The organism is Gammaproteobacteria bacterium, from assembly GCA_029882975.1.
Taxonomy (GTDB): Bacteria; Pseudomonadota; Gammaproteobacteria; order SZUA-152; family SZUA-152; genus JAJDNG01.
Genome location: JAOUJW010000028.1, coordinates 38,191 through 64,626 on the forward strand (window position 1 = coordinate 38,191; position 26,436 = coordinate 64,626).

The 26,436-nt window shown below is 49.5% G+C and carries 28 protein-coding genes; 21 read left to right on the forward strand and 7 right to left on the reverse strand.

What is annotated here, in order from left to right; translation table 11 throughout:
- Positions 1–334 precede the first annotated feature (334 nt).
- The 4 genes from OEY58_17520 to OEY58_17535 all read left to right on the forward strand — a co-directional run bounded on the left by OEY58_17520 (position 335) and on the right by OEY58_17535 (position 3,231).
- On the forward strand, positions 335–1,867 hold the full coding sequence (locus tag OEY58_17520; GenBank protein MDH5327258.1) for a putative sulfate exporter family transporter: 1,533 nt from the start codon (positions 335–337) through the stop codon (positions 1,865–1,867).
- A gap of 11 nt (positions 1,868–1,878) precedes the next feature.
- Positions 1,879–2,001, forward strand: a complete 123-nt coding sequence (locus OEY58_17525; protein ID MDH5327259.1) for a hypothetical protein — start codon at positions 1,879–1,881, stop codon at positions 1,999–2,001.
- A gap of 149 nt (positions 2,002–2,150) precedes the next feature.
- Positions 2,151–2,618 carry a universal stress protein gene (locus OEY58_17530; GenBank protein MDH5327260.1) on the forward strand — a complete coding sequence of 156 codons (468 nt, stop codon included), beginning with the start codon at positions 2,151–2,153 and terminating at the stop codon, positions 2,616–2,618.
- Positions 2,608–3,231, forward strand: a complete 624-nt coding sequence (locus OEY58_17535; protein MDH5327261.1) for a hypothetical protein — start codon at positions 2,608–2,610, stop codon at positions 3,229–3,231. The genes OEY58_17530 and OEY58_17535 overlap by 11 nt, the downstream gene beginning before the upstream one ends.
- A gap of 63 nt (positions 3,232–3,294) precedes the next feature.
- Here the strand turns inward: OEY58_17535 and OEY58_17540 are convergent, their stop codons facing one another.
- The 6 genes from OEY58_17540 to OEY58_17565 all read right to left on the reverse strand — a co-directional run bounded on the left by OEY58_17540 (position 3,295) and on the right by OEY58_17565 (position 9,803).
- The gene (locus OEY58_17540; protein ID MDH5327262.1) at positions 3,295–4,647 is read right to left on the reverse strand and encodes a HAMP domain-containing histidine kinase; all 1,353 of its coding nucleotides are present in this window, start codon (positions 4,645–4,647) and stop codon (positions 3,295–3,297) included.
- Positions 4,648–4,649: 2 nt separating this feature from the next.
- A complete protein-coding gene (gene phnD / locus OEY58_17545) occupies positions 4,650–5,498 on the reverse strand; it encodes a phosphate/phosphite/phosphonate ABC transporter substrate-binding protein (protein ID MDH5327263.1) in 849 nt (282 codons plus the stop codon).
- A 106-nt stretch (positions 5,499–5,604) separates the two neighbouring features.
- Positions 5,605–7,620, reverse strand: a complete 2,016-nt coding sequence (locus OEY58_17550) for a DUF3488 and transglutaminase-like domain-containing protein (GenBank protein MDH5327264.1) — start codon at positions 7,618–7,620, stop codon at positions 5,605–5,607.
- 14 nt (positions 7,621–7,634) lie between these two features.
- A complete protein-coding gene (locus OEY58_17555) occupies positions 7,635–8,612 on the reverse strand; it encodes a DUF58 domain-containing protein (GenBank protein MDH5327265.1) in 978 nt (325 codons plus the stop codon).
- A 13-nt stretch (positions 8,613–8,625) separates the two neighbouring features.
- Positions 8,626–9,576 carry a MoxR family ATPase gene (locus OEY58_17560; GenBank protein MDH5327266.1) on the reverse strand — a complete coding sequence of 317 codons (951 nt, stop codon included), beginning with the start codon at positions 9,574–9,576 and terminating at the stop codon, positions 8,626–8,628.
- A gap of 38 nt (positions 9,577–9,614) precedes the next feature.
- On the reverse strand, positions 9,615–9,803 hold the full coding sequence (locus OEY58_17565; protein MDH5327267.1) for a hypothetical protein: 189 nt from the start codon (positions 9,801–9,803) through the stop codon (positions 9,615–9,617).
- A 184-nt stretch (positions 9,804–9,987) separates the two neighbouring features.
- On the opposite strand from OEY58_17565, the gene mnmG reads away from it, so the two are divergent.
- Genes mnmG through OEY58_17590 form a run of 5 tightly spaced genes read left to right on the forward strand, consistent with a single transcriptional unit; the run spans position 9,988 to position 14,915 of the window.
- A complete protein-coding gene (gene mnmG / locus OEY58_17570; GenBank protein ID MDH5327268.1) occupies positions 9,988–11,922 on the forward strand; it encodes a tRNA uridine-5-carboxymethylaminomethyl(34) synthesis enzyme MnmG in 1,935 nt (644 codons plus the stop codon).
- Between the two features lie 2 nt (positions 11,923–11,924).
- On the forward strand, positions 11,925–12,383 hold the full coding sequence (locus tag OEY58_17575; protein ID MDH5327269.1) for a DUF302 domain-containing protein: 459 nt from the start codon (positions 11,925–11,927) through the stop codon (positions 12,381–12,383).
- 22 nt (positions 12,384–12,405) lie between these two features.
- Positions 12,406–13,041 (forward strand): 16S rRNA (guanine(527)-N(7))-methyltransferase RsmG, encoded by a 636-nt coding sequence (rsmG, locus tag OEY58_17580; GenBank protein MDH5327270.1) that lies wholly within the window; start codon positions 12,406–12,408, stop codon positions 13,039–13,041.
- A gap of 52 nt (positions 13,042–13,093) precedes the next feature.
- Positions 13,094–13,897: an AAA family ATPase gene (locus OEY58_17585; protein MDH5327271.1), complete on the forward strand. Its 804-nt coding sequence runs from the start codon at positions 13,094–13,096 to the stop codon at positions 13,895–13,897.
- A 43-nt stretch (positions 13,898–13,940) separates the two neighbouring features.
- Positions 13,941–14,915 carry a ParB/RepB/Spo0J family partition protein gene (locus OEY58_17590; GenBank protein MDH5327272.1) on the forward strand — a complete coding sequence of 325 codons (975 nt, stop codon included), beginning with the start codon at positions 13,941–13,943 and terminating at the stop codon, positions 14,913–14,915.
- A gap of 53 nt (positions 14,916–14,968) precedes the next feature.
- Here the strand turns inward: OEY58_17590 and OEY58_17595 are convergent, their stop codons facing one another.
- Positions 14,969–16,147 carry an FHA domain-containing protein gene (locus tag OEY58_17595; protein ID MDH5327273.1) on the reverse strand — a complete coding sequence of 393 codons (1,179 nt, stop codon included), beginning with the start codon at positions 16,145–16,147 and terminating at the stop codon, positions 14,969–14,971.
- A gap of 697 nt (positions 16,148–16,844) precedes the next feature.
- On the opposite strand from OEY58_17595, the gene OEY58_17600 reads away from it, so the two are divergent.
- The 12 genes from OEY58_17600 (at position 16,845) to glmU (ending at position 26,430) form a co-directional block, all read left to right on the forward strand.
- Positions 16,845–17,144, forward strand: coding sequence for a hypothetical protein (locus OEY58_17600; GenBank protein MDH5327274.1), 300 nt, complete (start codon positions 16,845–16,847; stop codon positions 17,142–17,144).
- 379 nt (positions 17,145–17,523) lie between these two features.
- Positions 17,524–17,730, forward strand: coding sequence for an AtpZ/AtpI family protein (locus OEY58_17605; protein MDH5327275.1), 207 nt, complete (start codon positions 17,524–17,526; stop codon positions 17,728–17,730).
- 97 nt (positions 17,731–17,827) lie between these two features.
- The gene (locus tag OEY58_17610) at positions 17,828–18,223 is read left to right on the forward strand and encodes an ATP synthase subunit I (protein MDH5327276.1); all 396 of its coding nucleotides are present in this window, start codon (positions 17,828–17,830) and stop codon (positions 18,221–18,223) included.
- 10 nt (positions 18,224–18,233) lie between these two features.
- Positions 18,234–19,079: a F0F1 ATP synthase subunit A gene (atpB, locus tag OEY58_17615; GenBank protein ID MDH5327277.1), complete on the forward strand. Its 846-nt coding sequence runs from the start codon at positions 18,234–18,236 to the stop codon at positions 19,077–19,079.
- A gap of 92 nt (positions 19,080–19,171) precedes the next feature.
- The gene (gene atpE / locus OEY58_17620; GenBank protein ID MDH5327278.1) at positions 19,172–19,456 is read left to right on the forward strand and encodes a F0F1 ATP synthase subunit C; all 285 of its coding nucleotides are present in this window, start codon (positions 19,172–19,174) and stop codon (positions 19,454–19,456) included.
- 78 nt (positions 19,457–19,534) lie between these two features.
- Complete coding sequence (locus OEY58_17625; GenBank protein MDH5327279.1) at positions 19,535–20,005, forward strand: F0F1 ATP synthase subunit B; 471 nt, start codon at positions 19,535–19,537, stop codon at positions 20,003–20,005.
- Positions 20,006–20,014: 9 nt separating this feature from the next.
- Positions 20,015–20,551: a F0F1 ATP synthase subunit delta gene (locus tag OEY58_17630; GenBank protein ID MDH5327280.1), complete on the forward strand. Its 537-nt coding sequence runs from the start codon at positions 20,015–20,017 to the stop codon at positions 20,549–20,551.
- 25 nt (positions 20,552–20,576) lie between these two features.
- On the forward strand, positions 20,577–22,118 hold the full coding sequence (gene atpA, locus OEY58_17635; protein MDH5327281.1) for a F0F1 ATP synthase subunit alpha: 1,542 nt from the start codon (positions 20,577–20,579) through the stop codon (positions 22,116–22,118).
- Positions 22,119–22,129: 11 nt separating this feature from the next.
- Complete coding sequence (gene atpG, locus OEY58_17640; protein MDH5327282.1) at positions 22,130–22,990, forward strand: F0F1 ATP synthase subunit gamma; 861 nt, start codon at positions 22,130–22,132, stop codon at positions 22,988–22,990.
- A gap of 74 nt (positions 22,991–23,064) precedes the next feature.
- Positions 23,065–24,441, forward strand: coding sequence for a F0F1 ATP synthase subunit beta (atpD, locus tag OEY58_17645; protein ID MDH5327283.1), 1,377 nt, complete (start codon positions 23,065–23,067; stop codon positions 24,439–24,441).
- A gap of 37 nt (positions 24,442–24,478) precedes the next feature.
- A complete protein-coding gene (locus OEY58_17650) occupies positions 24,479–24,904 on the forward strand; it encodes a F0F1 ATP synthase subunit epsilon (protein MDH5327284.1) in 426 nt (141 codons plus the stop codon).
- A 158-nt stretch (positions 24,905–25,062) separates the two neighbouring features.
- A complete protein-coding gene (gene glmU / locus OEY58_17655; GenBank protein ID MDH5327285.1) occupies positions 25,063–26,430 on the forward strand; it encodes a bifunctional UDP-N-acetylglucosamine diphosphorylase/glucosamine-1-phosphate N-acetyltransferase GlmU in 1,368 nt (455 codons plus the stop codon).
- Positions 26,431–26,436: the final 6 nt, after the last annotated feature.

Here is a 26,436-nt window from a genome sequence, read left to right on the forward strand (position 1 = left end):
AATCTTTCTACAGGCCCAAGAAATTTTTAATGATTCTCTTGTGTTGGAGAGGTTAAGTTAGCAGACATGCTAAGGGGTTTTTTACCTGGGGTTAGTGAGTAAAAACTTGATTGGTAAAGGAAAAATAGTTTCATATGGACTGCGTAGGGAATATTGATGTTAGCAGATGCTAATATAATTAAAGTATTAAGCTTTTATATTCCAATATTGTTATGGTTCTTGCGTTAACATTTGTAAAAATGCGTTAATTGCAAAATAAATTATTTCATAATAGAGGTGCATCGCTATGGTATATACCAAGAAAAGTCCAGCGTTGTTCATTATAGGGGTCATAATGTTAGCCATCTGGTTTTTGGCTGATTCAGGTACGATGGCACCCTATATTGAACACTTAGGTGGTAAAAAGTATAAATATCTGAGTGAATTAACTTCACTGCCCTTATATTTCGGCTCTATTGCCGCACTAATTGGTTTGTGGCAATGGTTGGGCTCACACAAAGAAGGCCACTTTGACTACTACTCCTCCACTATCGCGGGTGGAATGTTCATCCTGTTGATCGCCATGTTGGTTCGTTGGTTTATCGCGCCGGAAGTTGCCGTTGCCAGCGTAGCCATGGGTAAAGTGGGAGACACCGATAAATACATTCACAAATTACTGGGTCTGAACTATGTGGTTATGGGGATTGTGACCGGTATTATCATCGTCAACGTTTTCAAAGTACCCGCATGGGCTGAAAATGGTGTACGTCTTTCCCGTTTGGGTTTGAAAACCGGTGTAATCTTGCTGGGTACTCTTTACAGTGCCGCTGAGCTGAAAAATCTGGGTGGATTGTCCATCGTCATGATCGGCTTCTTCGTATTGGGTTCTGTCGGCCTGGTATTGTGGTTGGGCGCTAAACGCAATATTCCCAACTCCATGGGTGGAGTGCTCTCGGCCGGTATGGGTGTTTGCGGTGTGTCCGCCACCGTTGCCGCAGCACCGGTAGTACAGGCCAAGTCAGTGGAGATCGCGTACACCATCGGTACCATTTTGTTGTGGGGTGTTGGCTGTATGTTCCTGTTCCCCATTATCGGTAACCTGTTAGGTATGTCCTATGTGCAGTTCGGTGCCTGGGCAGGTACCGGTATTCTGAACTCTGCACAGGTCGCCGGTGCCGCGTTGGCTTATCAACCGGATGGTATTGAAACCCTGAAAGTCGCGGAAATCTTCAACATTACCCGCGTACTGGTATTGCCGATTATCGTATTGTGGTTGGCGGTTTGGTACGTCAAACGTGAAGAAAGCGCAACTCACACGGTTAGTGTCGGGCGTGTGGTGTTTGAAAAATTTCCCGTGTTTGTGCTGGGCTTCATCCTGTTGTTTGCCTTGTCCACCACCGGTATTTTCGCTCCAGCTAACCACTACAAGGGCAAGTACTTCGGCAACACAGCTGAGACCGGCTTCAAAGACTCTAAGCTGCTGAAGGCAGATCAAGTGGCATTATTGCAAGGCGAGATGTCAAAAGTGCAACGAGAAGATCGCAAGGCAGCGTTGACCCGACTGCTGGAAAACAAGAAGGTCATGTCTATCGATGATGATGACATTCTGCGCGGTCTGGTAAACGCCAAAGTGTTGTCCAAAGATGCAAATGGCATTCTTAAAGGCGCACACAAAGCCGTTCGACACACGGCCAAGAAAATAAAGGCATTTCGTGAGTGGATTACCTGGTTGTTCGCGTTCGGCTTAGTGGGGCTGGGTATGCAAATTACCGTGTCTTCCATGAAACAGGCCGGTGGCCAACCTGCCGTCATAGGCGGTATCGTGGGTTTGATCAAAGCAGTGGCTTCACTGGTTGTGGTCATGCTGATTGTTAAAGAAACCATTTAAGGAGTGGGATCATGAGTGAATTAAAATTTGATCGTGGATCTGCTTTGTCCATCTTCGGTAGTGATCGAAAAGAAGACGGCATGGCTTTGGTCTTTGCTCTGATAATCGCAGCAGCCGTTTACGTAGTTTATTAAGAACGTCTGATTCGCGGTATGAAGAACCGGCGTCTGTTCCAGGCGCCGGTTTTTTCTTGATGGAATTTAAACAGGTTTTTAAGGCAGGTTTTTTAAAAACTTAGAAGCAGGCTTAGAAACAGTAAAGTGGTTTTTGACAGGGTTCCAAGATGAAGTTTTCGAAAATTCTATTAGCCAGTCACGGCAGTGACGGCGCCCAAGCCGCGACTCGTTTAGCGGTAGAGGTTTGCGATGCAGGCGGGTGTGTGCACCATTTATATGTGGTGCCCAAGTTGTGGGATGGCATAATGGGCGATGACTGGCTCAATAATGGCGTGTCTCGCGATCGATTTGCCGGACACATTGAAACTCAGTTGGGTCAGGAAGTGGACCAGCACGCCCAATGGGTACAGGAAATAGTTGAGGCTGCGGGACTGCAATATGAGAGCACATTTATTTATGGTGATCCCGAAGATTGTTTGTTGAAAGTGGGGCAGCAAATCAGTCCCGAGTTATTGGTTTTGGGGGCACCACGTCCCAAAGGCGTTTCCGGCCTGCGTTCGCGTTTGTTGACCGATAAGGTCATGCGGGCGTTAAATGTTCCAATGATGATAGCACCTTATCCCCATGAGTCCTGAAGCTGCAACAACAACTCCGGATAGTGAGGAGCAGGATCGTGCCTGGGTTTGCGTGGAGCTTCCCATATCAGAGGCCGAATTATTCGAATTTTGTCAGGACATTGAGCGTTTGTTCCGCATTAATCCCCACTTAGTGTTTAACGAATGGTCTGTTTTGGGAAAGAATGAGTATCGCTTTACGGGTGTAAATTCCAGTCAGGAACAACCCTTCGAGTTCGATGTTACCATGAGAGTAGAGCCGCAAGATGACGGATTGCTGATTCTTTACAGCGACGGCTTAAAGAAATCCACACGCTTAAAAGTAGAACCCCATAGCACCGGCTCAAAACTGACGATTACGGACGAGTATACCGAACTGGGCGCTGAAGAAAAGCAAGAACGACTGCATGAAGTGGATCGCAGTCTGGTGATTTGGGCGACGGACATTCGTTCTTATCTGCAACAATGGAAACGTTGGGGAAAGCTTGGTTTTTATCGTTGGTACATGCGTCGCATCTGGCAACCCTTAAAGCCCATGGGGCGTCGAATCACCTATATGTTGATTTGGATCAGCATATTCGAAGTGGCTCTCATTGCTTTAGGTTTCGCCATTTATTGGGCAGAAAACAGTTGACCTGAGCCGGGAGCGCCGGCGTAAGCCAAAATCGTGCTGAACACTCCCAATTAACTCTCTGGTTCAGGCCTCGGTAAGTGCGCTTTTTCGGCTGGACTTTTTTTGAGTGTTTATGACAGTGTTTTCAATGTCGGGGAGTCTAATTTGAAATGTGCTGCCTTTACCCAAAGTGCTTTGTACCGTTAATGTTCCGCCTAAGCGGTCTATATAATGAGCGCAAATTGCCAGCCCCAGGCCTGTCCCTTGTTGCTCTCGGGTATCGCTGCCGTCTACTTGCTGAAAGGCATAGAAAATAGAATGTTGTTGTGACTCGGCGATACCGATACCGGTATCCTGGATCTCGATAGTCAGTTCGTCTTTTGTTTGTCGGCAGCTGATGACAATATTACCTTGAGTGGTGAATTTGATAGCATTGCTCAACAGGTTTAAAATCACTTGCCGCAATTTTTGTTTGTCGGTATAGAAGTTCGCTGCATCTTGCTGTGGGTTTAGCTTTATTGTCAGGTCTTTTTGTCGTGCGAGTGCTTGCATGATTCCGATGCAGTCTTGCAACAATGCAATCACATCAAAATGACTTTTAACGATCTCTATTTTTCCTGCCTCGACCTTGGCCAAGTCCAGAATACTGTTGATCAGCTGCAGCAGATGATGGCTGCAATTGTAAACAATACTAAGTTGCTTTTTTTGCTCCTCATTGACAGGGCCAACTTGTTCTTCCTTTATCAGGCTGGTGAAGCCGATGATGGAGTTAAGGGGAGTGCGCAGTTCATGACTCATATTGGCTAAAAATTCGGATTTGGCCTGAGTGGCAGCGATCGCCATGTCTCTGGCTTGGGCTAATTGCATGCTGTATTCGGACAATTGCTGTTGAACTCGTTTTTTTTCGGTGATTTCCTCTTGTAACGGGGTTATGGCATTTTTTAACAAAGACCGCCATAACAATACTCCCATGATGGCCACCAAAATAATTGATGCGCTAAATAACTGTAAAGCGAGATATTGGATGTTGTCGTGGATGTGGGTCAGATCTGCAACAATTTGCAATGTGAGTGTCTTGCCGTCAGTGTAAGCAATATCTTGTTTGACTTCATACGGGCTGGATTGCTCGCTGTCACGTTCATATTGAGCCAAAACAAAACCGTTGACAGCGGTGACGTGGACCTTGTCGATGTGTGGGCGCTCTTTGGCCCACTGGGCCAGGAAGTATTCCACGGTGCTGTAGTCGCCTTTCAGCAGGGCTTCGCTGACAAGCTTGCTGATGAGTAAGGACTCGTGGTCGACGTGCTGTTTAGCATAATCGAGCCACATGGTACGTTGTTGGTATACGGCCAGCAGATTGCTAATCAATAAAAACAGCACCAGTATTCCCATAAAGGAAAATAACGCCTTTCTATTGGTGCTGAATGCCTTTTGCATGATTATGGAATGCCTTGTAGCTTCAGCTGGGAGATGACCGAACGAAGATTGTCATAGTCCGCGTCCGCAGCGGGTTGCATGGAAGTAATGTCTGCTTTGATACGGGACAGAATGGTGCGGCCTTGTTGACTTTCGTGTAAAACATAAAGCAGACCGCGCAAGCGTTGCACCAGCTCCGGTGGCATGTTTTTACGGGTGACGAACAAATGTTCGGAAAAAGCCGGTGTGGAGGCTAAAACCTTGAGGCCTTTGTTTTTGTATTTATAGAACACGGCTTCTTTCACGGCTCCGGCATCATAGTCACCGGTAAGGACGGCGAGCGCCACATTGTCGTGTGAGCCAAGGAATGAGTGCGATGCCAATTGATCGGTGTCAACACCGGACTGGATTAACATATATCGTGGCACCAAGTGGCTCATGGTAGAAGAAGGGTCGCCAAAGGCAAAGCGGGTTCCTTTTAGCTCCGACAAACTGCGGTAAGGGCTGTTATTTCGAATAATAATTTTACCTTGGAACGTGGGTTTACCGTTGATTGCCTGGCGCGCCAAAATGGGTTTTTGCCCAAATTTTTCCACCATTTCCACATAGGAAGCGGGTCCTAAATAGGCGATGTCTATTTCATCCCTGCCAATTTTCTGAATATGGGTCAAATAGTCCGGAGCGATGGTAATGCTTACTTGCATGTTCAGCTTTTGGTGAAGGTAATCAGCTAAGGGACTGTAAGCTTTGATAATTTTAGATGCGGATTTGTAGGGGTGGACGCCAAGGGTCAGAGTTTCTCCGGCGATAGCGTTACCCAGAGGCACACAAACGAGTGTAATTATCAGCTGGGTAAAGCGGTGTAGGCTCATATTCCCGTCCTATGGGTGGCTGGAGGATGTCAAATCCACACTAGTGAGTATAGTCTCGGTTGGTGACTGTTGGCTAACTGAAATTTGTTGGGGGGTGGGGTGGCGGTTAAAGTTTTAAATCGTTGACGGCACGGCGCAGCTTGGTTAGCTCGGTTTTGCTATTTCCCATATTACCGTAGCGGATATTGTTGTAAATCTCTCCAACGTACTGTAATCCCTCCTGCCATTGTGGTTTGACCTTACCAACTCTGGCGGCAAAGGTCAGCGCACCTTCGCTTGCTTGTTTTTCGATACCGTGGCGTCGTAATTTTCTGCAGAGACGGTCGTAAATTCTTTGCGCCGGATCATATTGCCGGTTGCTGCGGTAGAATATAAACATAGCGATCAAGGCCAAGCTAAGTCCCAATGCGCAAAATAGGAGCGTCACCAGTGTTTGTTGGCTCACATTTTTTAGACCGATCCATGCCAGCAGAGCTTGCTGTAAGTCACCGTTGTAACCGATGAACCATTTATTCCAATAAAGATCTGCATTGTCTAAAGCCAGGCCAATGTTTTTCACCAGGCCGGCAAACCAACCGGGGCCTTGAATTGCCAAACCGTCGGCACGTTGGCGCCGCTCCAGGCTACGGCGGTCTTCAATCCGGTGTGCTGGAATAGCGGCTGTTGGATCTACCCGCGTCCAACCTTGGTTTTCCAGCCAAACTTCGGCCCAGGCATGGGCGTCTGATTGTTTAATGAGGAAGTAATTCCCCATCGGGTTATATTCACCGCCCTGGTAGCCGGTGACCACGCGCGCGGGTATGCCGGAAGCTCGCATTAAAAACACAAACGCAGAGGCATAGTGTTCACAAAACCCTCGACGGGAAGAGAACAGAAATTCATCGATGGGGTCATCATCCAGTAGAGGTGCATTACGGGTATAAAAAAACGGTTGTTGTTTGAAATAGTTAATCACCGCTTGTACCAACGCGGCATCCCGGTGGCTGCCGTTGATTTGTGCTGCCATTTGATTGGATAACGCCTGCGCCTTGACGCCATAACCCGAGGGTAGCTGTAAATAGGTGTGTCGATTGATTAAACTTTGCTTTGATAAAGTGTATTCCAATGCGGATTCGATGTGGTATTGCGCCAGGTGGACCACCGGTTTAGGGGCTCGGAGTTCAAATTCACCATTCAAATAGCTGTTTTTAGGTATGTTGACGGGTACATCCAGGGCAAATAACCAAGTCAGTTTATGCGGCTCCAAAGTGATGCGGTAACTCAGAGGCTGGCTGCCGGAGGTGACGGGTAATTGATTGTGATCCAGTTTGATATTGATATTGTTTGTTTGAGTCCACGTGCGGCCATCATAGGTATTTAATACCGGGCCACGCCAGTACAGTTGCCAGGGAAAGGGGTTGGTTCCGTCAAACTCTACTCGAAAGGCGGTTTCATCATTGTCGCTCAAGTTGCTTATTTTCCCGGGGGACATTTGGTCGGTGAGTCCGGTTTTAGCGCCGGCACTGTTTTGTGCCAGCCCCCATGCGGCGTCTTGTACTCGCGGAAATAGCGCGAACAAGATCAACGCTAACGGAATCGACTGCACCAGCAAGGTAAATCCTAATCGTAAACATTCTTTTTCGCGACGTGGTGTGGAGGTCGTTCTGATGCTGTTGTGCGAAATAAGAGCCGTGGTTAGTAAGACAACGGCAAGTAACAGGTACACGCCAATAAGCATGGTTTGGTTATACAAAAACCCGGCTATGACACCAAAGTAGCCTAAGCAAACAATGATCATAAAATCACGATCCGTACGGACCTCCAGCAATTTTAGACAGATCATCATTAAGAGCAGTGAAACTCCCGGGTCGCGACCCAGTACAGATTTGTACATGGTTGCTACCGTCAGTAGGGCACCAAGAGCAATAATCATGCGTACTAATTTTGATGGCAGCGGTACCCACCCGAAGTCATAAATTACCCTCCAGGTGAAAAGAGCAATACAAACGCTCGTAATGGATGGGGTTTGGTAGGCGACATGGGGCAACAACACCAGACCCAGGCCGACATAGAGCCAGGCAAAATCGGCGGCGATCGGGTTGCGGTGGGATATGCGGTGTGAGATACGAAATGTGCGAAACATAGGTGCGGCAGGTATCACAATAAGGCCAGGGCTTTGAGGCAGCGGGCTTTGTGAGCCCCGCCATTACCGGGTTCGAGACTCAGGTGGGGCAGTTGCAGGCCATAGCCCAGTCCCTGTTGTTCTGCATCTATGACCCAGCGTGTCAGTAATGACAGGCGCTGCTCCGTTTCCATGGCGTCTAAGGTATACCAGTTCAGCCATAGCTCATCGCTGCGGTCGCCGCCGAATTGTTTGATAACCAGATTTTGATTGCGTGCGGCGGCTTTCCAGTAGATATGCCCCGGATGATCGCCGCGGTTGTAGTTGCGAAAACCGGCGAAATCATCCGAGCCACGTCCTTTATCACCGCTTTGCTTGGTGTATACCGGTTGCTGTGGGAAGGGGCAGCGCGCCGCAGGCGCAGGGTAAACAATGAAGGTATGGTAAACCGGGATGCGAGACCAGGCGACAAACAAACCCAAAGGAAAGGTTGATGAAAGTTTTAGTTCATCCACCTGTTGCTTGCCTCGCTTAAGCGCGGTAACGGGTACTGCTGCAGTGGTGAATGCATTTGCCTCCGCATCAACTCGGACACTGTGAGGCGCCGGATTGGTCTGGGGCCGTGAAAACAGCATGTTGTACCAGCGCCTAAAAGAGATAGAGGGCGTTCTGGTAGACACCTGTATTTTGAGGTTGCGTTTGCCTGCGGCGTCATTTTCAATTACCACAGGAATCCAAGTGCGCTCACCAGTGTGGACATCGGCAATGGGCCGTACCGACACACGCAACCCATAAAGATTTTTGTGTGTGTGGAATATGGATACCGTTGCCAGACCCGCCAGTAAAAACGTCAGTACAAAACCCAGGCTGTTGCTGTAATTAATGGAGCCACTCAGCATGACGCCCAATAGCATGGCGAACAAAATACCTTGTTTGGTGGGCAGCACATAAATAGTGCGCATCCCCAATCGGTATTTACCGTCAAGCACTGTTGCTGGTATTGCGGTTCGCATAACAACCCCCGCTTCAGGGGATGGGTATATCCATGAGTTTTTGAACCAGATCAGAGCTGCCGCTGTCTGATGCGGACCGAAGTCGGTGGTTGACCACATGGGGGAGTATGGTTTGAATGTCTTCGGGGATAGCGTGGTCACGGCCTTGCATCATGGCCCAAGCTTTGGCGCAATGCAGCATGGCCAGTCCGGCGCGCGGTGACAGTCCGTTGGCCAGTTCCGGGGCACAGCGGGTGTATTCCAGCAGTGCCTGCACATAATCCAGCAGTGCATCACTGACATGTATGGTGCTGACATGCTGCTGCAGGGCGATGAGTTGCTCCTGGGATATACAGGGTACTATGCGTTCCAGCATATCACGACGATCCTCGCCGTTGAGCAGAGCCCGTTCCGCTTGCCTGTCCGGATAACCCAGTCCAATGCAAATTAAAAATCGATCCAGTTGCGATTCCGGGAGAGGAAACGTCCCTATTTGGTGGGTGGGGTTTTGGGTGGCAATGACAAAAAACGGGTCGGGTAAAGGGCGAGTTTGACCCTCCAGGCTCACTTGTTTTTCTTCCATCGCCTCCAGCAAGGCACTTTGTGCTTTGGGTGTGGCACGATTCACCTCATCGGCCAAAACCAATTGCGAAAATATGGGGCCGGGGTGAAATTGGAACCCTTTTTGATGATCGTAGACGGAAACTCCGAGAATATCTCCGGGCAACAAATCGCTGGTAAACTGAATCCGAGAAAATTCCAAGCCCAATACCTTGGCGAAAACATGAGCCAGGGTGGTTTTTCCCACGCCGGGGAGGTCCTCGATCAGTATATGTCCTTTGGACAATATACAGGCCAAAGCCAGGCGAATTTGCTGCTCCTTGCCCAGGATGATACCGCAAGCCTGGGCGACGATGGTTTCGGTTAATAGTTGTGGGTCGTCTGTTTGTTGTGCTGCTTGCGCCATGTGTTTTGGGTTACTCATTTAGTGGGTGATTGTGCCGGCCGTAAAGGTCGCTTGCCTCAGCGGGGCTTGCAGGTTTGGTTTTTCCAGCTTTCCCAGGCGTTAATGTATTTTTCAAAGGCCAGTTGCAGCATTTTTTCCGTAATAGGAATTTCCTTACCGGATTTATCAATGATTCCGCCTTGATGGAAATCCGTATTGATGCAACAAAACTGCGCCCCATCTTTTGGGTTGTTTTTCATGGCCATGATAATTGCCTCTTTGTCGAACTATCGGAAAATGCACAGCATTTTTTAGACCAAACTGGGTTCTTTAGGGACATTTATAATTTTCAGAGCGGCATGAAAAGCAGGTTTTATTGGATCTACGACGAGTGGGGGCGTAAAATGGATGGGTTTTAACTCTTTTCTTGTTTTCCATGATGAGTTTTCCATGAACAATTCCGGGTTTTATGATGTGATTGTGGTCGGCGGTGGCCACGCAGGTACGGAGGCGGCTTTGGCGGCAGCACGTATGGGTGCGCGTACCTTATTATTGACCCACAATGTGGATACCCTGGGTCAAATGTCGTGCAATCCGGCGATCGGTGGGATTGGAAAAGGGCATTTAGTCAAAGAAATCGATGCTTTGGGTGGGATTATGGCCCTGGCAGCCGACCAGGCCGGGATTCAGTTTCGTCGCCTCAATGCACGCAAGGGGCCTGCAGTGCGGGCAACCCGGGCTCAGGCGGATCGGGTATTGTACAAACAGGCCATTCGATCGGCTCTGGAACAACAGCAAGGTTTGTACCTGTTTCAGCAGGCTGTCGATGATTTAATTGTGGAAAATCAAACCGTAAAAGGTGTGGTCACGCAAGCCGGTCTGCGTTTTCTCGCCTCCACAGTGGTGTTGACCGTGGGTACTTTTTTGGGTGGTCGCATTCATGTGGGTTTGTCCAACTACGAAGGCGGCCGTGCCGGCGATCCTCCCGCCAACGCGCTGGCGCAACGGCTGCGCAGTCTGCCATTTCGGGTGGATCGACTCAAAACCGGTACACCACCCAGGATTGATTCCAAAACCATCAATTACGAAGAGCTGGAAGAGCAGCCGGGAGACGAGCCGGTGCCGGTGTTTTCCTTTATGGGTGCAGCATCACTGCATCCGCAACAAGTGAGTTGCCACATTACCCATACCAATGAGCATACTCATGACATCATCCGGCAAGGCTTGGACCGCTCACCCATGTTTACCGGTGTTATTGAGGGGGTTGGGCCGCGTTATTGTCCTTCTATCGAAGACAAAATCGTCCGGTTTGCCGATAAAAGCTCACATCAAATATTCATTGAGCCGGAGGGGCTGAACAGCTGCGAAGTGTATCCCAACGGAATTTCCACCAGCTTGCCGTTTGATGTACAGCTGGATTTTGTCCGTTCCATGAAGGGCTTTGAAAACGCACATATAACCCGCCCGGGCTACGCGATTGAATACGATTACTTTGATCCCCGCGATTTGCAATCCTCCTTGGAAACTAAGCATATGCAGGGATTGTTTTTCGCCGGTCAGATTAACGGTACCACAGGATATGAAGAAGCGGCTGCGCAGGGTTTGATCGCCGGGATGAATGCGGCATTACAGTGCCAGGGTAAAGCGCCTTGGTGTCCGCGTCGGGATGAGGCCTATATGGGAGTTTTAATTGACGATCTTATCACCAGCGGCACCATTGAACCGTATCGCATGTTTACCAGCCGAGCGGAGTACCGCTTGTTGTTGCGGGAAGATAATGCGGACTTGCGTCTGACCCCCAAAGGACAGGAGCTGGGGCTGGTGTCGCCGCAGCGCTGGCAGCGCTTTGAGGCCAAACGGTGTGCGGTTGAGGCGGAGAACCGGCGCCTGGCCACGACTTGGTTGCGCCCTGAACAGATTGCCCCGGAGGATGCGCAGCGGGTGTTGGGAACGGAGCTGAATCGCGAGCATAAGCTCTTGGATTTACTGCGACGTCCGGAAGTGACTTATGACCGTCTTATGAGTTTGCCGCAAGCGAAAGGTGGGCCCATTGATCCCTTGGCGGCGGAGCAGGTGGAAATTCAAGCCAAATATGCCGGTTATATCCAAAGGCAGACAGAAGAAATTCAGCGGCAGCGTCGGTACGAAGACCTCAATTTACCCAAGGATTTGGACTACAATGCCGTCAGCGGTTTGTCCAATGAGGTGCGCCAAAAGTTGCAGCAGCATCGGCCGGAAACCATAGGCCAAGCGTCTCGCGTGTCGGGTGTAACCCCCGCAGCGGTATCATTATTACTGGTGCATTTAAAAAAACGGGCAAAATCGTGTAATAAAGAACCGGTCCAACCGTCATTGGATTCGGTATCATCAAAAACTGGAGGTTGATAATGAAAAAAGTATTAGTAGCCACTGTATTGTTGGTTTTAAGTGCGCCTTTTGCCACCCTTGCTGCGGATAATGGTTTGATCACTAAAAAGAGTAAATACAGCGCTACCGAAACCTTAGATCGTCTCAGTAATGTGTTAAAGAAAAAAGGAATCAATATTTTTGCTCGAGTCAGTCATAAAAAAAATGCCGAAGGGGTGAATTTGAAGCTGCGCCCAACCGAGTTATTGATATTCGGTAATCCCAAGTTGGGAACGCACTTTTTCACCAGCCGGCAAACCGCCGGTATCGATTTGCCCATGAAGGCCCTGGCTTGGGAAGATGCCGATGGGCAAGTCTGGTTGACTTACAATGATCCTGCTTATATTGCCAAGCGCCACGGTATTAGCGACCGCGACGATGTTGCCGCCAAGATGTCCAAAGCCTTGGACAAAATGAGTTCGGCGGCATCTGGTAACTAGTTGTTTTATAATAGATAGCTGCATGGAATCTTTGTTAACCCAGTCCTTGCGACAACAGGGGCTGGAACTTGGTCCGCAAGCGATACAAAAAATTGTTGCGTATCTGCAGCTGCTGCAAAAGTGGAACCGGGTCTATAATTTAACTGCTGTACGTGAAATCACGGATATGGTGCCCTTGCACATTATGGATGCGCTGTCGGCACTGCCGTTCCTACGGGGGCATCGCATACTGGATGTGGGTTCGGGGGCCGGGTTGCCCGGCATACCGTTGGCCATCGCGGCGCCGGAAAGGTCTTTTAAGCTATTGGACAGTAACGCGAAAAAAACCCGGTTTTTACAACAAGTTAAAATGGAGTTGGCTCTGGAAAATGTCAGCGTGGAAACACAGCGTGCGGAAAATTACGCAATTGACGAAAAATTTGATACCGTTATCTCTAGAGCGTTTGCTTCCATTAGTAACATGCTACAATTCACGGAACATTTGTGCGGTCAATCCGGCATTTTTCTCGCCATGAAAGGGGAATATCCGCAAGATGAGTTACAGCTGGAAGCGCGGTTCCAGGTGGAAGAAGTGCACAAGGTAAACGTGGCTGGACTTGGGGCACAAAGACATATAGTTTGTATAAGAGCGAATCCAAATGTGGCATTATCCTTGTAAGGGCATTAGATATGTATAACGATTATCCAACTCGGGTCAAATTCCTATGACTATTGGAAAAATTATTGCGATTGCCAATCAAAAAGGCGGGGTAGCTAAAACCACGACCAGTGTTAATCTGGCGGCGTCATTGGTAGCAACCAAGCGCAAAGTGCTGCTCATTGATTTGGATCCTCAGGGCAATGCCACTATGGGCAGCGGTATCGATAAGCAGAAGCTGACCTATTCCAGCTACCACGTGTTAATGGAAGAATGCGATATTGTAACCGCTATTACGGCAACCGAAGAAGCCGGGTATGATTTGTTGCCGGCCAATGCCGATTTGACCGCGGCTGAAGTTCAACTGTTGGAAATCGACGGCAGAGAACGTAAGTTGAGTAATGCCTTGGCCGAGATACGCAATCAATACCATTATATTTTTATAGATTGTCCGCCTTCATTGAATATGCTGACCTTGAACGCATTAGTGGCGGCAGATGCGGTACTGATACCAATTCAATGTGAATACTATGCGTTGGAAGGTCTGACAGCACTGGTAAATACTATCGATGAGATTCGCAGTTCGCTCAATCCCAGCCTGAAAATTGAAGGTTTGTTGCGAACCATGTATGACCCACGCAATCGCTTGGCGGCGGATGTGACCATGCAGTTGCAAAAATATTTCGGTGATCGCTTATATCGTACCGTGATCCCCAGAAACGTAAGGTTGGCTGAGGCCCCCAGTTACGGAGTACCCGTTTTGGTTTACGACCGCACTTCCCGTGGCGCGCAAGCCTATTTGGCGCTGGCGGGTGAGATTGTAAGACGGGAACAACAACAACAACGGGTACGGCCCACTAATGCTGTTCTGGCATAGTCGTCCATTGCTTTAACAATATAATAAGCATAAAGAGTCAGTCATGATTGTAAAGAAAAGAGGTTTAGGGAGAGGCTTGGATGCGCTGATGGGTGGGTCGTCCAGAACCCGGTCCAACGCAGAAGAATCTCAGGATCAAACCGCGGATTTGCCCCCGGCAGCAGAGCTTCCCCAAGCTGCAGAAATTCCTCCGGCAGCAGAAATTTCTCAGGCTGCACAAGTCAAAGAGCCTAAAGACAGCGAATTGCGGGAATTGCCCATTGATTTGCTGCAACCGGGTAAATACCAGCCGCGTACCGACATGCATAATGAAAGCCTGGAAGATTTAGCCAATTCCATCCGGGCCCAAGGAATATTGCAACCTATTGTTGTACGCAAGCTGGCCGGTAGCGATCGATTTGAAATCATTGCCGGCGAGCGTCGTTGGCGTGCGGCGCAGTTGGCTGAATTGCATGAAGTGCCTGCCGTTGTGCGCGATGTGTCAGACAACGCCGCTATTGCCATGGCCTTGATTGAAAATATTCAACGGGAAGATCTCAATCCGGTTGAAGAAGCAACCGCGTTACAACGGTTAATCAATGAATTCGAAATGACTCACCAGCAAGCGGCGGATGCCGTGGGTCGTTCCCGTGCGGCGGTGAGTAATTTATTGCGTTTGTTGTCATTGGCGGCAGATGTACGCGTTTTACTGGAAAAAGGCGAGCTGGAAATGGGGCATGCCCGTGCCATACTCAGCTTGGAAAGCAGCGTACAAAGCAGCGTGGCCAGAGAGATTGCCACCAAGCGACTGTCGGTGCGCGAAGCCGAACAATTGGTGAGAAAGCTGCGCTCAGATAAGGGCGACACCAAACCGAAAAAGAAAGAAATCGATCCCAATATCCAGCAACTACAGGACGGCATCTCAGAAAAACTGGGTGCTAAAGTCCAATTTCACCATTTGCCTAACGGTAAGGGTAAAGTGGTGGTGCATTACAACAGTCTGGATGAGCTGGACGGAATTCTGGCGCACATCAAATAGCCGTTGCTGGTAAAGACAATAATCCGACACGGAATCGGATTATTGTACTCGGATTAATTAAGTGCGCGATAAACGATGTAAACAACTTCCACCAACAAAGCCACAATAATCACTGCCCATAGGGCGCTGAGCACACCTTTACGGGGTTTTGGTTCAGTAAATACGATATTGCGGGCTCCGTGAAATGCAGGGTCCGGCTTAGGTTCGTTCAAATTACGCGCCGCGACAGCCCCGCCAAAATCACTGAAATCCTGGCTGCCAATATTAACTGCGGCCGCTGCGCTGTCTGTGTCTATCACCGCCGACGCAATATCCGGTTTTGTCTGGGATAAAGGTCTTTCGGTTATAACGGCTTTGGGTTCGCCGGCGGGTATGGCTGCCGTGTTGTGAATCGGAATATCATACGGTGCCGGTTTGGGGCGGTCGGTATCCACTTGGATCACCGGTTTGCTATTGCCTTTAGGGCGACGCCCTAAAATTAAGCGTGTATCCGGAACAGTTTTCTTGCCGGTGTCCATACTGGCAACAGCGACATCCGGTTCGGTTGTCTTCTGTACCGTGGCTTTGGGGGGAGCGGCAGAAGCTACTGCCGGGGTATCGTGTTTGGCAACGGTTTGCGCCGCTGCTTTTAAGTGTTCCACATAGTGTTGTGGGATCACCGGTTTTGCGACCGGTCCGTTTTGAGCTTGGGCCGGGTTTTGGGCATGTGTCGGGCCCTGAGCCTGGTGGGCTTGACTGCCGGCCATGGCCCCGGTTGGGCTAATCTTTGCTGCAGCTGCAGCTGCAGCTGCTTCCGGCTTGCCGGATTTTGCGGCTGTTGCCCCTGGCTTGGATTCTTGTGGGTTAGTAAATGTCTGAGAGTGCATGTATTCTTTTAAGCTGCGTTCGATGTCATCTTGCTGCAATAACATGGTACTGTCGTTTTCGGCGGATGCAGTTGCCGGATTGTCGGACTGATACAGCAACTGATGTTTTCCCAAAGAAATTATATCTCCGGAATACAGGCTTCGCTTGTGGGTTTTTTTACCGTTTACCAGGGTGCCGTTGGTGCTATTCAAGTCTTGGATATAGCAAGTGTTTAAAATCTTGACGATTTTAGCGTGGTGATTACTCACAGACGCATCATCCAGTTTGATGTCGTTGTCGGCGGCCCTGCCGATCGTTAGGGAGTTTTGGATAAAGTCGAACTCTTCGAGTTTAAAAGAGCCTCGGTTAACGATAATTTTGTTCATACTCATTGCCTGTTCTTTTTTAGTTGCCCCGAAATATATCTGTGACTAAAGACAATCATTTACCCCGTGGGCCCGCATTTGGTGCCACAATATTAGCGCCACAATATTAGTGCCACAGCACTAAGTGCCGTCGAAGGGGCATGTGTCTTCTTACATGTGCACTTAAAACAAGTACCCCGAATCGAGAACCCTCATGGCTACCATGGGCAGTATAAAGGGTATGGGTCTGCACTTAGGTTTCATCCCAGAGTCAACTCCGGAATCATGCGGTTTCACGCGGTTATCATATGGGTATCCTGTCGTAAACAGTTTCCCGTCTGAATCCGTCTTTTAGCCACAATATCTGCCATTACCGGGCATTCGGGATCCATGAATGCTTGGCTGGCGTTATAGTTGTTATTCGCTCTAAATAATAAACCATTGCCCTGCCAAGGGGTAGATAAAAACCGGGGTAAATATTAACAATTTGAGAAATGAAAAAAAGTAAGGCATTCGCAATAAAAACAGCAGGATAGCATCTCGATTTTACGGGCTTATATCAGCAATACTTATAATAATCGTTAGTATTGTATGGAGAATTGGATTTGAATGGGCGTTTGGTCGCGGCTTTTCGTGATGAGGGTCGCGTCTTTATTGTGTTGTTGTGGCCGACGGCGTCGATATTAAAGGCTGGAACTACAAAATGAGGCAGTAGCAGATGCAAAAATTATTGATTGTTTTAACCGCCGCTTTGGCTTTGATTGCCACCCAGGCTCCGGCAAAACCGGGCAATTCCCAGTTGCCACCGGGTTTGGCGAAGAAAGCTGCCAAAGGCCAGGAGTTGCCCCCCGGTTGGAAGAAAAAGCTGGCGAAAGGTACCACCTTGGATCCGCTGGTATTTGCCGCCGCGGTTGAAGTGAGTCAACCGGATAGCAAAGGTTTGATTTCCGTTAAAGTTGAAGACAAAGTCCTGCGCTTGGTTAAGGAAACTCGCGAGATCATTGATATCTTACGATAGGCTTCGTAGTATTTTTCTGGGGTACCATATCCCGTTGTCGAAATCACAGGCTCCGCCTTTCGCGTCGGCTGGCGCTGCCGCTAACTCAAACTACCGTTGCGCGCTTCACACGCCGTCTGATGGATGGAGCGCGCAAGCTCCCCCTTCAAAAGCAAACCGTTCCGGTGTTGTTTTGCTCAATTATTGTTCTTCCAATTTGATATTTATCATTTTTCCCTGCGCCAACGCATTCCTAATGCGAATTGCGTCACAATATTTAACATTACTTACCTGCCGATAAGCTTTGCTTATTAGCTCTTGCTGATTTACCCCGTCGGCGGTATACTTTGCGCCCTAATTTTAGGATGTGCCTGGGTTTATTTTGTATGAAAAAGCGCATATGAAAAAGACCAAAGGTCCCGGGCTTTTGCTCATTGGAGTTGGAAGCATTCTAACTTCTATGATTGCAGCCGGATTTATTCTGGGGTATGCGGTCGATGTTTGGCTAAAGACTGCACCGGTGTTTTTATTTGCCTTTGGCGTTTTAGGTTTTATAGGCGGCATCCTAAAAGTTTACAAAATGTTAAGTGATCCGCGCATGTACTAAGCATGTGATATTCATGCGATAAGTGACAGCAGCGGATAACCACCGATACCGGGATCAATGACAAAAATCGGTAAAACCTGGCATCGGATACAGAAAAATGCACTCAAATAATTTAGAGACCGCGCTGGCTCAGAGCACTCGTAGAGTGGTGGGTTTGCAATTGTTGAGCAGTGTGGTGATCGCGGTCCTGTTTTTATTTCAGGATGTGCTGCACGCCGCTTCGGCCCTGTTTGGCGGGCTCACCAGTGTTTCCACTGCTCTGATATTGAGTCGCGGTGTAAGACGCGCCGGTGAGGCAGCGCTAAGCGATCCGAAAAAAAGCCTGGCTATATTGATGCTGGGAGCGTTGCAAAGGTTTATTTTAGTATTGGGTTTACTGGCTCTGGGTTTGGGGTTGTTAAAACTGGATCCGGTTGCAGTAATTGTCGGTTTCGTCATAACTCAAATCAGTTATGCGGTGAGCACGCGTTCCGGTAACGCGTCACAGAAATAGGGGACTAGCCTTGAGTCAAGCAGAAGGTTCTTCCGGCGGTGGTACCGTTGAGTATATTCAACACCATTTAACCAATTTATGCGTGGGTGACTGTGATCCCGTAACACACCAAGCCGCAGGTTTCTGGGCTTTACATGTGGACACGGTTTTCTTCAGTGTGTTACTGGGCGCCTTAATGGTGTTTGTCAGTATGCGTGTGACACGCAATATGACTGACGGTGTTCCCGGTGGATTTCAAAATTTTGTTGAATCCATTCTAGAGTTTGTTCAAGGCCAGGTGCGCGATACCTTCCCCGGCCACAATCCCATCATCGCTCCATTAGCGCTGACCATATTCCTGTGGGTTTGGTTAATGAATTTCATGGACTTAATCCCAGTAGACCTGCTGCCCTTGATCGGCTCGTGGTTTGGTGTGAGCTACTTGAAGGTGGTGCCTACCACTGACATTAACACTACCTTCGCCATGTCTTTCTTCGTGTTCCTGCTGATCGTTTTTTACAGCATCAAGATCAAAGGTCCGGTGGGATATTTGAAAATGTTTTTGTTCCATCCTTTCGGTAAATTCGCCATCCCGGTGAACATTGTGATGACGGCGATCGAAGAATTGGCCAAACCCCTGAGTTTGGGTTTGCGTTTGTTCGGAAACCTGTTTGCCGGTGAGTTGGTATTCCTGTTGATCGCTTTGTTGGCGGGAGCCGCCACTATCGGTGCCGGTTTATTGATTTGGTTCCCATTGCAAGTGGTGCTGGATATAGCTTGGTTACTGTTCCATATTCTGGTTATTACATTGCAGGCGTTTATTTTCATGGTATTAACCATTGTATACCTGGGTATGGCACATACATCGGATCATTAACAGGGCCGAAAGAATTATTGTAAAGAACACATAGTAAAGAACATTCAATTTTAACTTTTTATTCATTTTGATATTTTTTAAGGAGAGTAATAATGACACCTGATATGATTGCAACCATTTATGCCTACACGGCTGTTGGTGTTGGAGTCATTCTAGCTGCGGCTGGTTTGGGATCAGCTATCGGCTGGGGTTTAATTTGTGCCAAAACCCTGGAAGGTATTGCGCGTCAACCTGAAATGCGTCCTGCATTAATGACCAATATGTTCATCTTTGCCGGTCTTATGGAGTCTTTTCCTTTTATCATCCTGGCTTTCGCTATGTGGTTCCTGTTTGCTAACCCTTTCATCGGTGCGGCAAAGGCAGCAATGGGCGGATAATAATGGGTGTTGCGGGCTCGCTCTGCGTGCGTGCAGTGCGTATAAAAGTGCGGTCCCAAACCTAAAGGAGAGACGACAGTGAACATTACAGTAACTCTCATCGCGCAAATGGTCGCCTTCATCATATTGATCTGGCTGGTCCAGAAATATATGTGGGGCCCCATGTCAGCCATGATGGAAGCTCGTCAAAAACGCATCGCGGACGGTTTAGCCGCAGCGGAAAAAGGCAAGCACGAACAGGAGTTGGCTGAGAAGCGTGCCAAAGAGACTTTAAAGCAATCCAAAGAGCAGGCTAATGAAATTCTTGCCCAGGCCAATAAGCGGGCTTCCGAGATCGTTGAGGAAGCAAAACAATCCGCTAAGGTTGAAGGCGAGCGCATTATGGCTGCGGCTAACGCGGATATTGAGCGTGAAATCAACCAGGCTCGTGAACACTTGCGTAAGGAAGTGGCGTCGCTGGTGGTTATCGGTGCCGAACAGGTGCTGAAGCGCGAAATCGATGCAAAGGCTCATGACCAACTCTTAAACGAGTTGGTGGCAAAAATATAGGGCAAACACATGGCAGAGAATTCTACAGTTGCACGCCCCTACGCTGAAGCTATTTTCGAATTGGCAAAGGACCAATCTCAATATAAGGACTGGTCTGAAATGCTGGCATTTGCTGCCGCTGTAGCCTCCAACGAGGATATGGCACAGTTGATCGGCAATACCAATGTGAACAAACAACAAATGACGGAATTGTTCTTGGGAGTTTGCGAAGGCAGACTTAATGCCGAAGGACAAAACATGATTAAGTTGTTGGTGGAAAACCGTCGTTTGAACGTGTTGACCGAAATTGCACAGCAATACGAAACCTTAAGAGCCGAAGCGGAAAAAACCATCGAAGCGGAAGTGGTATCGGCGTTTGAAGTCAGTAAGGATCAGCAATCCCTGATTGCCTCGAACCTGAAAAAGCGTCTGGGTCGTGAAGTTTCGTTAACGTGTCGTGTAGACGAGTCTCTACTGGGTGGCGTTGTCATTAAAGCGGGTGACCTTGTTATCGACGGTTCATCCATTGGTCAAATTCGAAAGCTTTCCGTAGAGTTGGCTGGTTAAGCTGCGCTACTGAGGGGATACAGAAATGCAATTAAATCCATCAGAAATTAGTGGTCTGATTAAAGAAAGAATCAAGAACTTCGAAGTCTCAAGCGAGGCCAAGAACGAAGGTACCGTAGTCAGTGTTACTGACGGGATCGTGCGTATTCACGGTCTATCCGATGTAATGCTGGGTGAGATGATCGAGTTCCCGGGCAATACCTTTGGTATGGCCTTGAACTTGGAACGTGACTCCGTGGGTGCGGTAGTACTGGGTGCTTACGAGCACATCACCGAAGGTGACAAAGTGTACTGTACCGGCCGCATCCTGGAAGTTCCCGTAGGCGAAGGCCTGCTGGGTCGTGTGGTTGACTCTCTGGGTACTCCCATCGACGGCAAAGGCTCAGTTGATGCTGCAGGCACTTCTCCTATTGAAAAAGTGGCTCCCGGTGTTATCGCCCGTCAATCGGTTGATCAGCCGGTACAAACCGGTCTGAAAGCTATCGACTCCATGGTACCCATCGGTCGTGGTCAACGTGAGTTAATCATCGGTGACCGCCAAACGGGTAAAACCGCTGTAGCCATCGACGCCATCATCAACCAGAAAGGTACCGGTGTTAAATGTATCTATGTTGCTGTAGGCCAAAAAGCTTCCAGTATCGCTAACGTCGTCCACAAGCTGGAAGAGCACGGCGCCATGGCCCACACCATCGTAGTCGCGGCCAGTGCCTCTGACGCGGCGGCCATGCAGTTTATCGCCCCGTACTCCGGTTGCGCCATGGGTGAATACTTCCGCGACAAAGGCGAAGACGCACTGATCATTTATGATGACTTGACCAAACAAGCTTGGGCTTACCGTCAGGTTTCTCTGTTGCTGCGTCGTCCTCCGGGTCGTGAAGCTTATCCCGGTGACGTATTCTACCTGCACTCCCGTTTGCTGGAGCGTGCGGCTCGAATCAACGCCGACTATGTTGAGAAGCTCACCAACGGTGCCGTGAAAGGGAAAACGGGTTCTTTAACTGCGCTGCCAATTATTGAAACCCAAGCCGGTGACGTATCCGCTTTCGTACCGACCAACGTAATCTCCATTACTGACGGTCAGATCTTCCTGGAAAGTGATTTGTTCAACGCCGGTATCCGACCTGCGATCAACGCCGGTTTGTCCGTATCCCGAGTGGGTGGTGCGGCACAGACCAAGATCATCAAAAAGCTGGGCGGTGGTGTTCGTTTGGACTTGGCGCAATATCGTGAGTTGGCGGCTTTTGCCCAGTTCGCTTCTGATCTGGACGATGCGACCCGCAAACAAATCGAACGCGGCCAACGTGTTACCGAGCTGATGAAGCAAACTCAGTATACTCCTTTGACCGTTGCTGATATGGCTTTCTCCTTGTTCGCGGCTAACGAAGGTTATCTGGATGATGTGGATGTGTCCAAAGTGGTGGCTTTTGAAGCCGCGTTGCACTCCTTCATTAAATCCGATAGCGCCGATTTACGTGACAAGATCAACGCCGGCGGGGATTATAACGACGAAATCGCTGCGGAAATGAAAGCGGCTCTGGATAAATTCAAATCCAGTAGCACCTGGTAAGGAGCGAAACCATGGCAGTCGGAAAAGAAATTCGCACGCAGATTAAGAGCGTTAAAAACACGCAGAAGATCACGCGGGCAATGGAAATGGTTGCCGCCAGTAAAATGCGCAAAGCGCAGGACCGCATGGCGGCTTCCCGGCCGTACTCGGATAAGATCCGCAATGTGATCGCTCACTTGGCTCATGCTCATCCTGAATACCAGCACTCTTATATGAAAGAGCGTGAGGTGAAGCGGGTGGGTTTTATCATTATTTCCAGTGATCGTGGTCTGTGCGGTGGTTTGAACTCCAATTTGTTCCGCGCCACACTGCGGGCCATGCGCGAATGGAACGACCAAAAGGTCGGTATTGATCTGTGTACCATCGGTTCCAAAGCCGGCGGATACTTTAAACGACTGGGTGGCAAGATTATCGGCCAAGCCAGTCACTTGGGTGATGAGCCTCGGGTTCAGGATTTGATCGGTACGGTTAAAGTCATGCTCGACGCTTTCGACAACGGTGAAATTGACCGTTTGTACGTGGTGTACAACAAATTTGTTAACACCATGACCCAGGATCCGCAGCTTGATCAGATCCTGCCCATCGTCAAAGACGACAATAAAGAACTGGAGCACCACTGGGATTATATCTACGAGCCGGAGGCCAAAGAGGTATTAACCGACCTGTTGACCCGCTATGTGGAATCTTTGGTGTATCAGGGATCTGTAGAAAACGCGGCCTGTGAGCAAGCGGCGCGTATGGTGGCCATGAAGGCGGCGTCTGATAACGCCGGCAGCATGATAGACGACTTGCAATTGGCTTATAACAAAGCCCGTCAGGCGGCAATCACGCAAGAGCTGTCAGAAATCGTGGGTGGTGCGGCAGCGGTATAAGGCCGTTAATGGCGCGGGCGGTTCATGCGGCTGCGTAGAGAAAGATTTTATTAAAGTTTGAGAGGACTGAAACTATGAGTTCGGGAAAGATCGTACAAATCATCGGTGCGGTAGTGGACGTGGAATTTCCACGTGACGCCATGCCGAAGGTGTATGACGCATTAAAATTAGCTGATGTGGATCTCACTTTGGAAGTTCAACAACAGCTGGGTGACGGCGTTGTACGCTCCATCGCCATGGGTTCATCCGATGGTCTGAAGCGCGGTATGGCTGTTTCCAGCACCGGGGCGCCAATATCCGTACCTGTAGGGAAAAAAACCCTGGGTCGTATTATGGACGTACTGGGCAATCCGGTAGATGAAAAAGGTCCTGTAGGGGCTGAGGAAAGCTGGTCCATTCACCGTAAGGCTCCCACTTTCGAAGAGTTATCTGCCAGTACCGACATTCTGGAAACCGGTATCAAAGTTATCGATTTGATCTGTCCTTTCGCTAAGGGTGGTAAAGTTGGACTGTTCGGTGGTGCGGGTGTAGGTAAGACCGTAAACATGATGGAGCTGATTCGTAACATCGCTATCGAGCACAGCGGTTTCTCCGTATTCGCCGGTGTGGGTGAGCGTACTCGTGAAGGGAACGACTTCTACCACGAAATGACCGACTCCAACGTTATCGACAAGGTGTCACTGGTATACGGCCAAATGAATGAGCCTCCGGGTAACCGTCTGCGTGTCGCGTTGACCGGCTTGACCATGGCGGAATTCTTCCGTGACGAAGGCCGTGACGTACTGCTGTTTATCGACAACATTTACCGATACACGCTGGCCGGTACCGAGGTATCCGCATTGTTGGGTCGTATGCCTTCTGCGGTAGGTTATCAGCCTACTCTGGCGGAAGAAATGGGCGCTTTGCAAGAGCGAATCACTTCCACCAAGACCGGATCTATCACTTCTATTCAGGCGGTATACGTACCGGCGGATGACTTGACCGACCCGTCTCCGGCCACCACCTTCGCTCACTTGGATGCGACCGTGGTACTGTCGCGACAAATCGCAGAGTTGGGCATATATCCTGCGGTAGATCCGTTGGATTCTACCAGCCGTCAGTTGGACCCGCTGGTCATCGGCCAGGAACACTACGATGTGGCACGTGCCGTACAGGGTACTCTGCAGCGTTATAAAGAGCTGAAAGATATTATCGCTATTCTGGGTATGGATGAGTTGTCCGAAGAAGACAAGCTGATCGTTGCCCGAGCTCGTAAGATCCAGCGATTCCTGTCTCAGCCTTTCTTCGTCGCTGAGGTATTCACCGGCTCTCCCGGTAAGTTCGTTTCCATGAAAGACACCATCGAAGGCTTTAAAGGCATTGTAGACGGTCAGTACGACCACCTGCCCGAACAGGCTTTTTACATGGTTGGCAGCATTGACGAAGCCGTGGAGCGTGCTAAATCCTTCTAGGCCGGATAAGCGGTAATCGGATAATCGGAGAGAGTTAATGGCGATGACTATGCATGTGGACATTGTAAGTGCTGAAGAGGAAATATTTTCCGGTCAGGCGACAATGTTGTTTGCTCCGGCCATCATGGGTGAAGTGGGTATCATGCCACGGCATGCACCACTTCTCACCAAGATCAAACCGGGAGAAGTCAGGGTAATCACCCCTGCGGATGAGGAACTGACCTATTATGTTTCCGGCGGCATGTTGGAAATCCTGCCTCAAGGCGTGACCGTTCTGGCGGACACAGCCCTGCGGGCGGATGACATCGACGAAGCGGCAGCCATTGCCGCCAAAGAGCGCGCTGAGAAACAATTGGCAGATCGCAAAGACGACATCGATTACGCGACAGCGGAAGCGGAACTGGCCGAAGCCATCGCCCAGATCCAAACCCTCAAGCGTATCAAGAAAAAACTGGGACGCTAGTACAGGCAGTGTCGACAGTTGTTCTATTGTATTAAAGGGCGGTCTTACCGCCCTTTTTTAGTACTGTGTCAGTGGAGTAACTAAAAACTATTCGGCCGTCAGTTGGGTGCGCTACAATTAACCGAGCTGGAATACGGTCGAAGCTATGGTGTTCAAATATGAGTGACTTATCGGTAATCATTTTGGCGGCCGGGCAGGGCACCCGGATGAAATCCGCTTTGCCCAAAGTGCTGCACGAACTGGGCGCCAAGCCCATGCTGGAGCATGTCGTGGACACAGCCATGGGCTTGAACGCTTCCTCCTGTTTTGTGGTTTATGGTCACGGCGGCGAACTGGTACCGAAACAGCTGTCCCATCTGCCGGTGCAATGGGTATTGCAGGCAGAGCAGTTGGGTACCGGGCATGCGGTGGACCAAGCCACCCCCCATATACAGAACGCTGATACTGTTCTGGTGCTATACGGTGATGTACCGTTAATCACGCCAAAAACTCTCAGTGAACTCATTAAGAATGTTAGCGACGAACAAATGTCACTGCTGACCGCTACTTTGCCCAATCCCTCCGGTTACGGCCGCATTGTTCGCGATGTGAGTGGCCAGGTGCAAAGCATTGTGGAACAAAAAGATGCAACGGTGGAACAGTTGCAAATAAAGGAAATCAACACGGGCATGCTGGCGGTAAAAGGCGACTTGCTCAAGCGATGGCTCAAGCGCTTGGAAAACAACAATGCCCAAGGTGAGTACTATCTTACCGATATCATTGCCATGGCGGTTAAAGAAGGTGTCACGGTTCGCACCTGTAAAGCGGCCACCCTGTACGAAATCGAAGGGGTGAACAACAAGCTACAACTGGCGGAATTGGAGCGGGTCTACCAACGACAGCAGGCTGACCGTTTAATGCTGGAAGGCATTACCCTGAAAGACCCGGCTCGTTTCGATTTACGGGGGCAACTCAGTGCCGGGCAGGATGTGGTCATTGATGTGGACGTGGTCATCGAAGGCAAAGTGACCTTGGGTAATAACGTCAGTATTGGGCCGTTTTGCCAACTGCGCGACTGCCACATTGGTAACAATGTGACCGTGTTGTCCCACTGCAACTTGGAAGGCAGTACCATAGGCAATGATTGCAGTATTGGCCCCTTTGCGCGCTTGCGCCCGGAAACGGAGCTGGCGGATAAAGCCAAGATCGGCAACTTTGTGGAAGTGAAGAAATCTCAGCTGGGTCCGGGCTCCAAAGTGAATCACCTGAGTTATATCGGCGACACCACCATGGGCAGCAACGTCAACATTGGTGCGGGCACCATTACCTGCAACTACGACGGTGCCAATAAACATCAGACGGTAATAGAAGACAACGCCTTTATTGGCTCCGATACCCAACTGGTGGCTCCGGTCACGATAGGTGAGGGTGCCACCGTCGGCGCCGGATCGACGATTACCCACGATGCTCCGCCCAAGCAGTTGACCTTGAGTCGTGCTCAACAAAAATCTCATAAGGGCTGGAAGCGACCCAGCAAGAACAAATAGCGGTGG

Coding starts and splice junctions, on each gene's coding strand:
- OEY58_17535 (MDH5327261.1), top strand. CDS start 2,608: ATGAGTCCTGAAGCTGCAACAACAACTCCGGATAGTGAGGAGCAGGAT.
- OEY58_17595 (MDH5327273.1), bottom strand. CDS start 16,147: ATGAACAAAATTATCGTTAACCGAGGCTCTTTTAAACTCGAAGAGTTC.
- OEY58_17565 (MDH5327267.1), bottom strand. CDS start 9,803: ATGGCCATGAAAAACAACCCAAAAGATGGGGCGCAGTTTTGTTGCATC.
- OEY58_17520 (MDH5327258.1), top strand. CDS start 335: ATGTTAGCCATCTGGTTTTTGGCTGATTCAGGTACGATGGCACCCTAT.
- OEY58_17630 (MDH5327280.1), top strand. CDS start 20,015: ATGGCAGAGAATTCTACAGTTGCACGCCCCTACGCTGAAGCTATTTTC.
- glmU (MDH5327285.1), top strand. CDS start 25,063: ATGAGTGACTTATCGGTAATCATTTTGGCGGCCGGGCAGGGCACCCGG.
- OEY58_17610 (MDH5327276.1), top strand. CDS start 17,828: ATGCACTCAAATAATTTAGAGACCGCGCTGGCTCAGAGCACTCGTAGA.
- OEY58_17575 (MDH5327269.1), top strand. CDS start 11,925: ATGAAAAAAGTATTAGTAGCCACTGTATTGTTGGTTTTAAGTGCGCCT.
- OEY58_17530 (MDH5327260.1), top strand. CDS start 2,151: ATGAAGTTTTCGAAAATTCTATTAGCCAGTCACGGCAGTGACGGCGCC.
- OEY58_17600 (MDH5327274.1), top strand. CDS start 16,845: ATGCAAAAATTATTGATTGTTTTAACCGCCGCTTTGGCTTTGATTGCC.
- atpA (MDH5327281.1), top strand. CDS start 20,577: ATGCAATTAAATCCATCAGAAATTAGTGGTCTGATTAAAGAAAGAATC.
- OEY58_17590 (MDH5327272.1), top strand. CDS start 13,941: ATGATTGTAAAGAAAAGAGGTTTAGGGAGAGGCTTGGATGCGCTGATG.
- OEY58_17605 (MDH5327275.1), top strand. CDS start 17,524: ATGAAAAAGACCAAAGGTCCCGGGCTTTTGCTCATTGGAGTTGGAAGC.
- OEY58_17540 (MDH5327262.1), bottom strand. CDS start 4,647: ATGCAAAAGGCATTCAGCACCAATAGAAAGGCGTTATTTTCCTTTATG.
- phnD (MDH5327263.1), bottom strand. CDS start 5,498: ATGAGCCTACACCGCTTTACCCAGCTGATAATTACACTCGTTTGTGTG.
- OEY58_17525 (MDH5327259.1), top strand. CDS start 1,879: ATGAGTGAATTAAAATTTGATCGTGGATCTGCTTTGTCCATCTTCGGT.
- atpE (MDH5327278.1), top strand. CDS start 19,172: ATGACACCTGATATGATTGCAACCATTTATGCCTACACGGCTGTTGGT.
- OEY58_17550 (MDH5327264.1), bottom strand. CDS start 7,620: ATGTTTCGCACATTTCGTATCTCACACCGCATATCCCACCGCAACCCG.
- OEY58_17555 (MDH5327265.1), bottom strand. CDS start 8,612: ATGCGAACCGCAATACCAGCAACAGTGCTTGACGGTAAATACCGATTG.
- rsmG (MDH5327270.1), top strand. CDS start 12,406: ATGGAATCTTTGTTAACCCAGTCCTTGCGACAACAGGGGCTGGAACTT.
- OEY58_17560 (MDH5327266.1), bottom strand. CDS start 9,576: ATGAGTAACCCAAAACACATGGCGCAAGCAGCACAACAAACAGACGAC.
- OEY58_17650 (MDH5327284.1), top strand. CDS start 24,479: ATGGCGATGACTATGCATGTGGACATTGTAAGTGCTGAAGAGGAAATA.
- atpD (MDH5327283.1), top strand. CDS start 23,065: ATGAGTTCGGGAAAGATCGTACAAATCATCGGTGCGGTAGTGGACGTG.
- mnmG (MDH5327268.1), top strand. CDS start 9,988: ATGAACAATTCCGGGTTTTATGATGTGATTGTGGTCGGCGGTGGCCAC.
- atpG (MDH5327282.1), top strand. CDS start 22,130: ATGGCAGTCGGAAAAGAAATTCGCACGCAGATTAAGAGCGTTAAAAAC.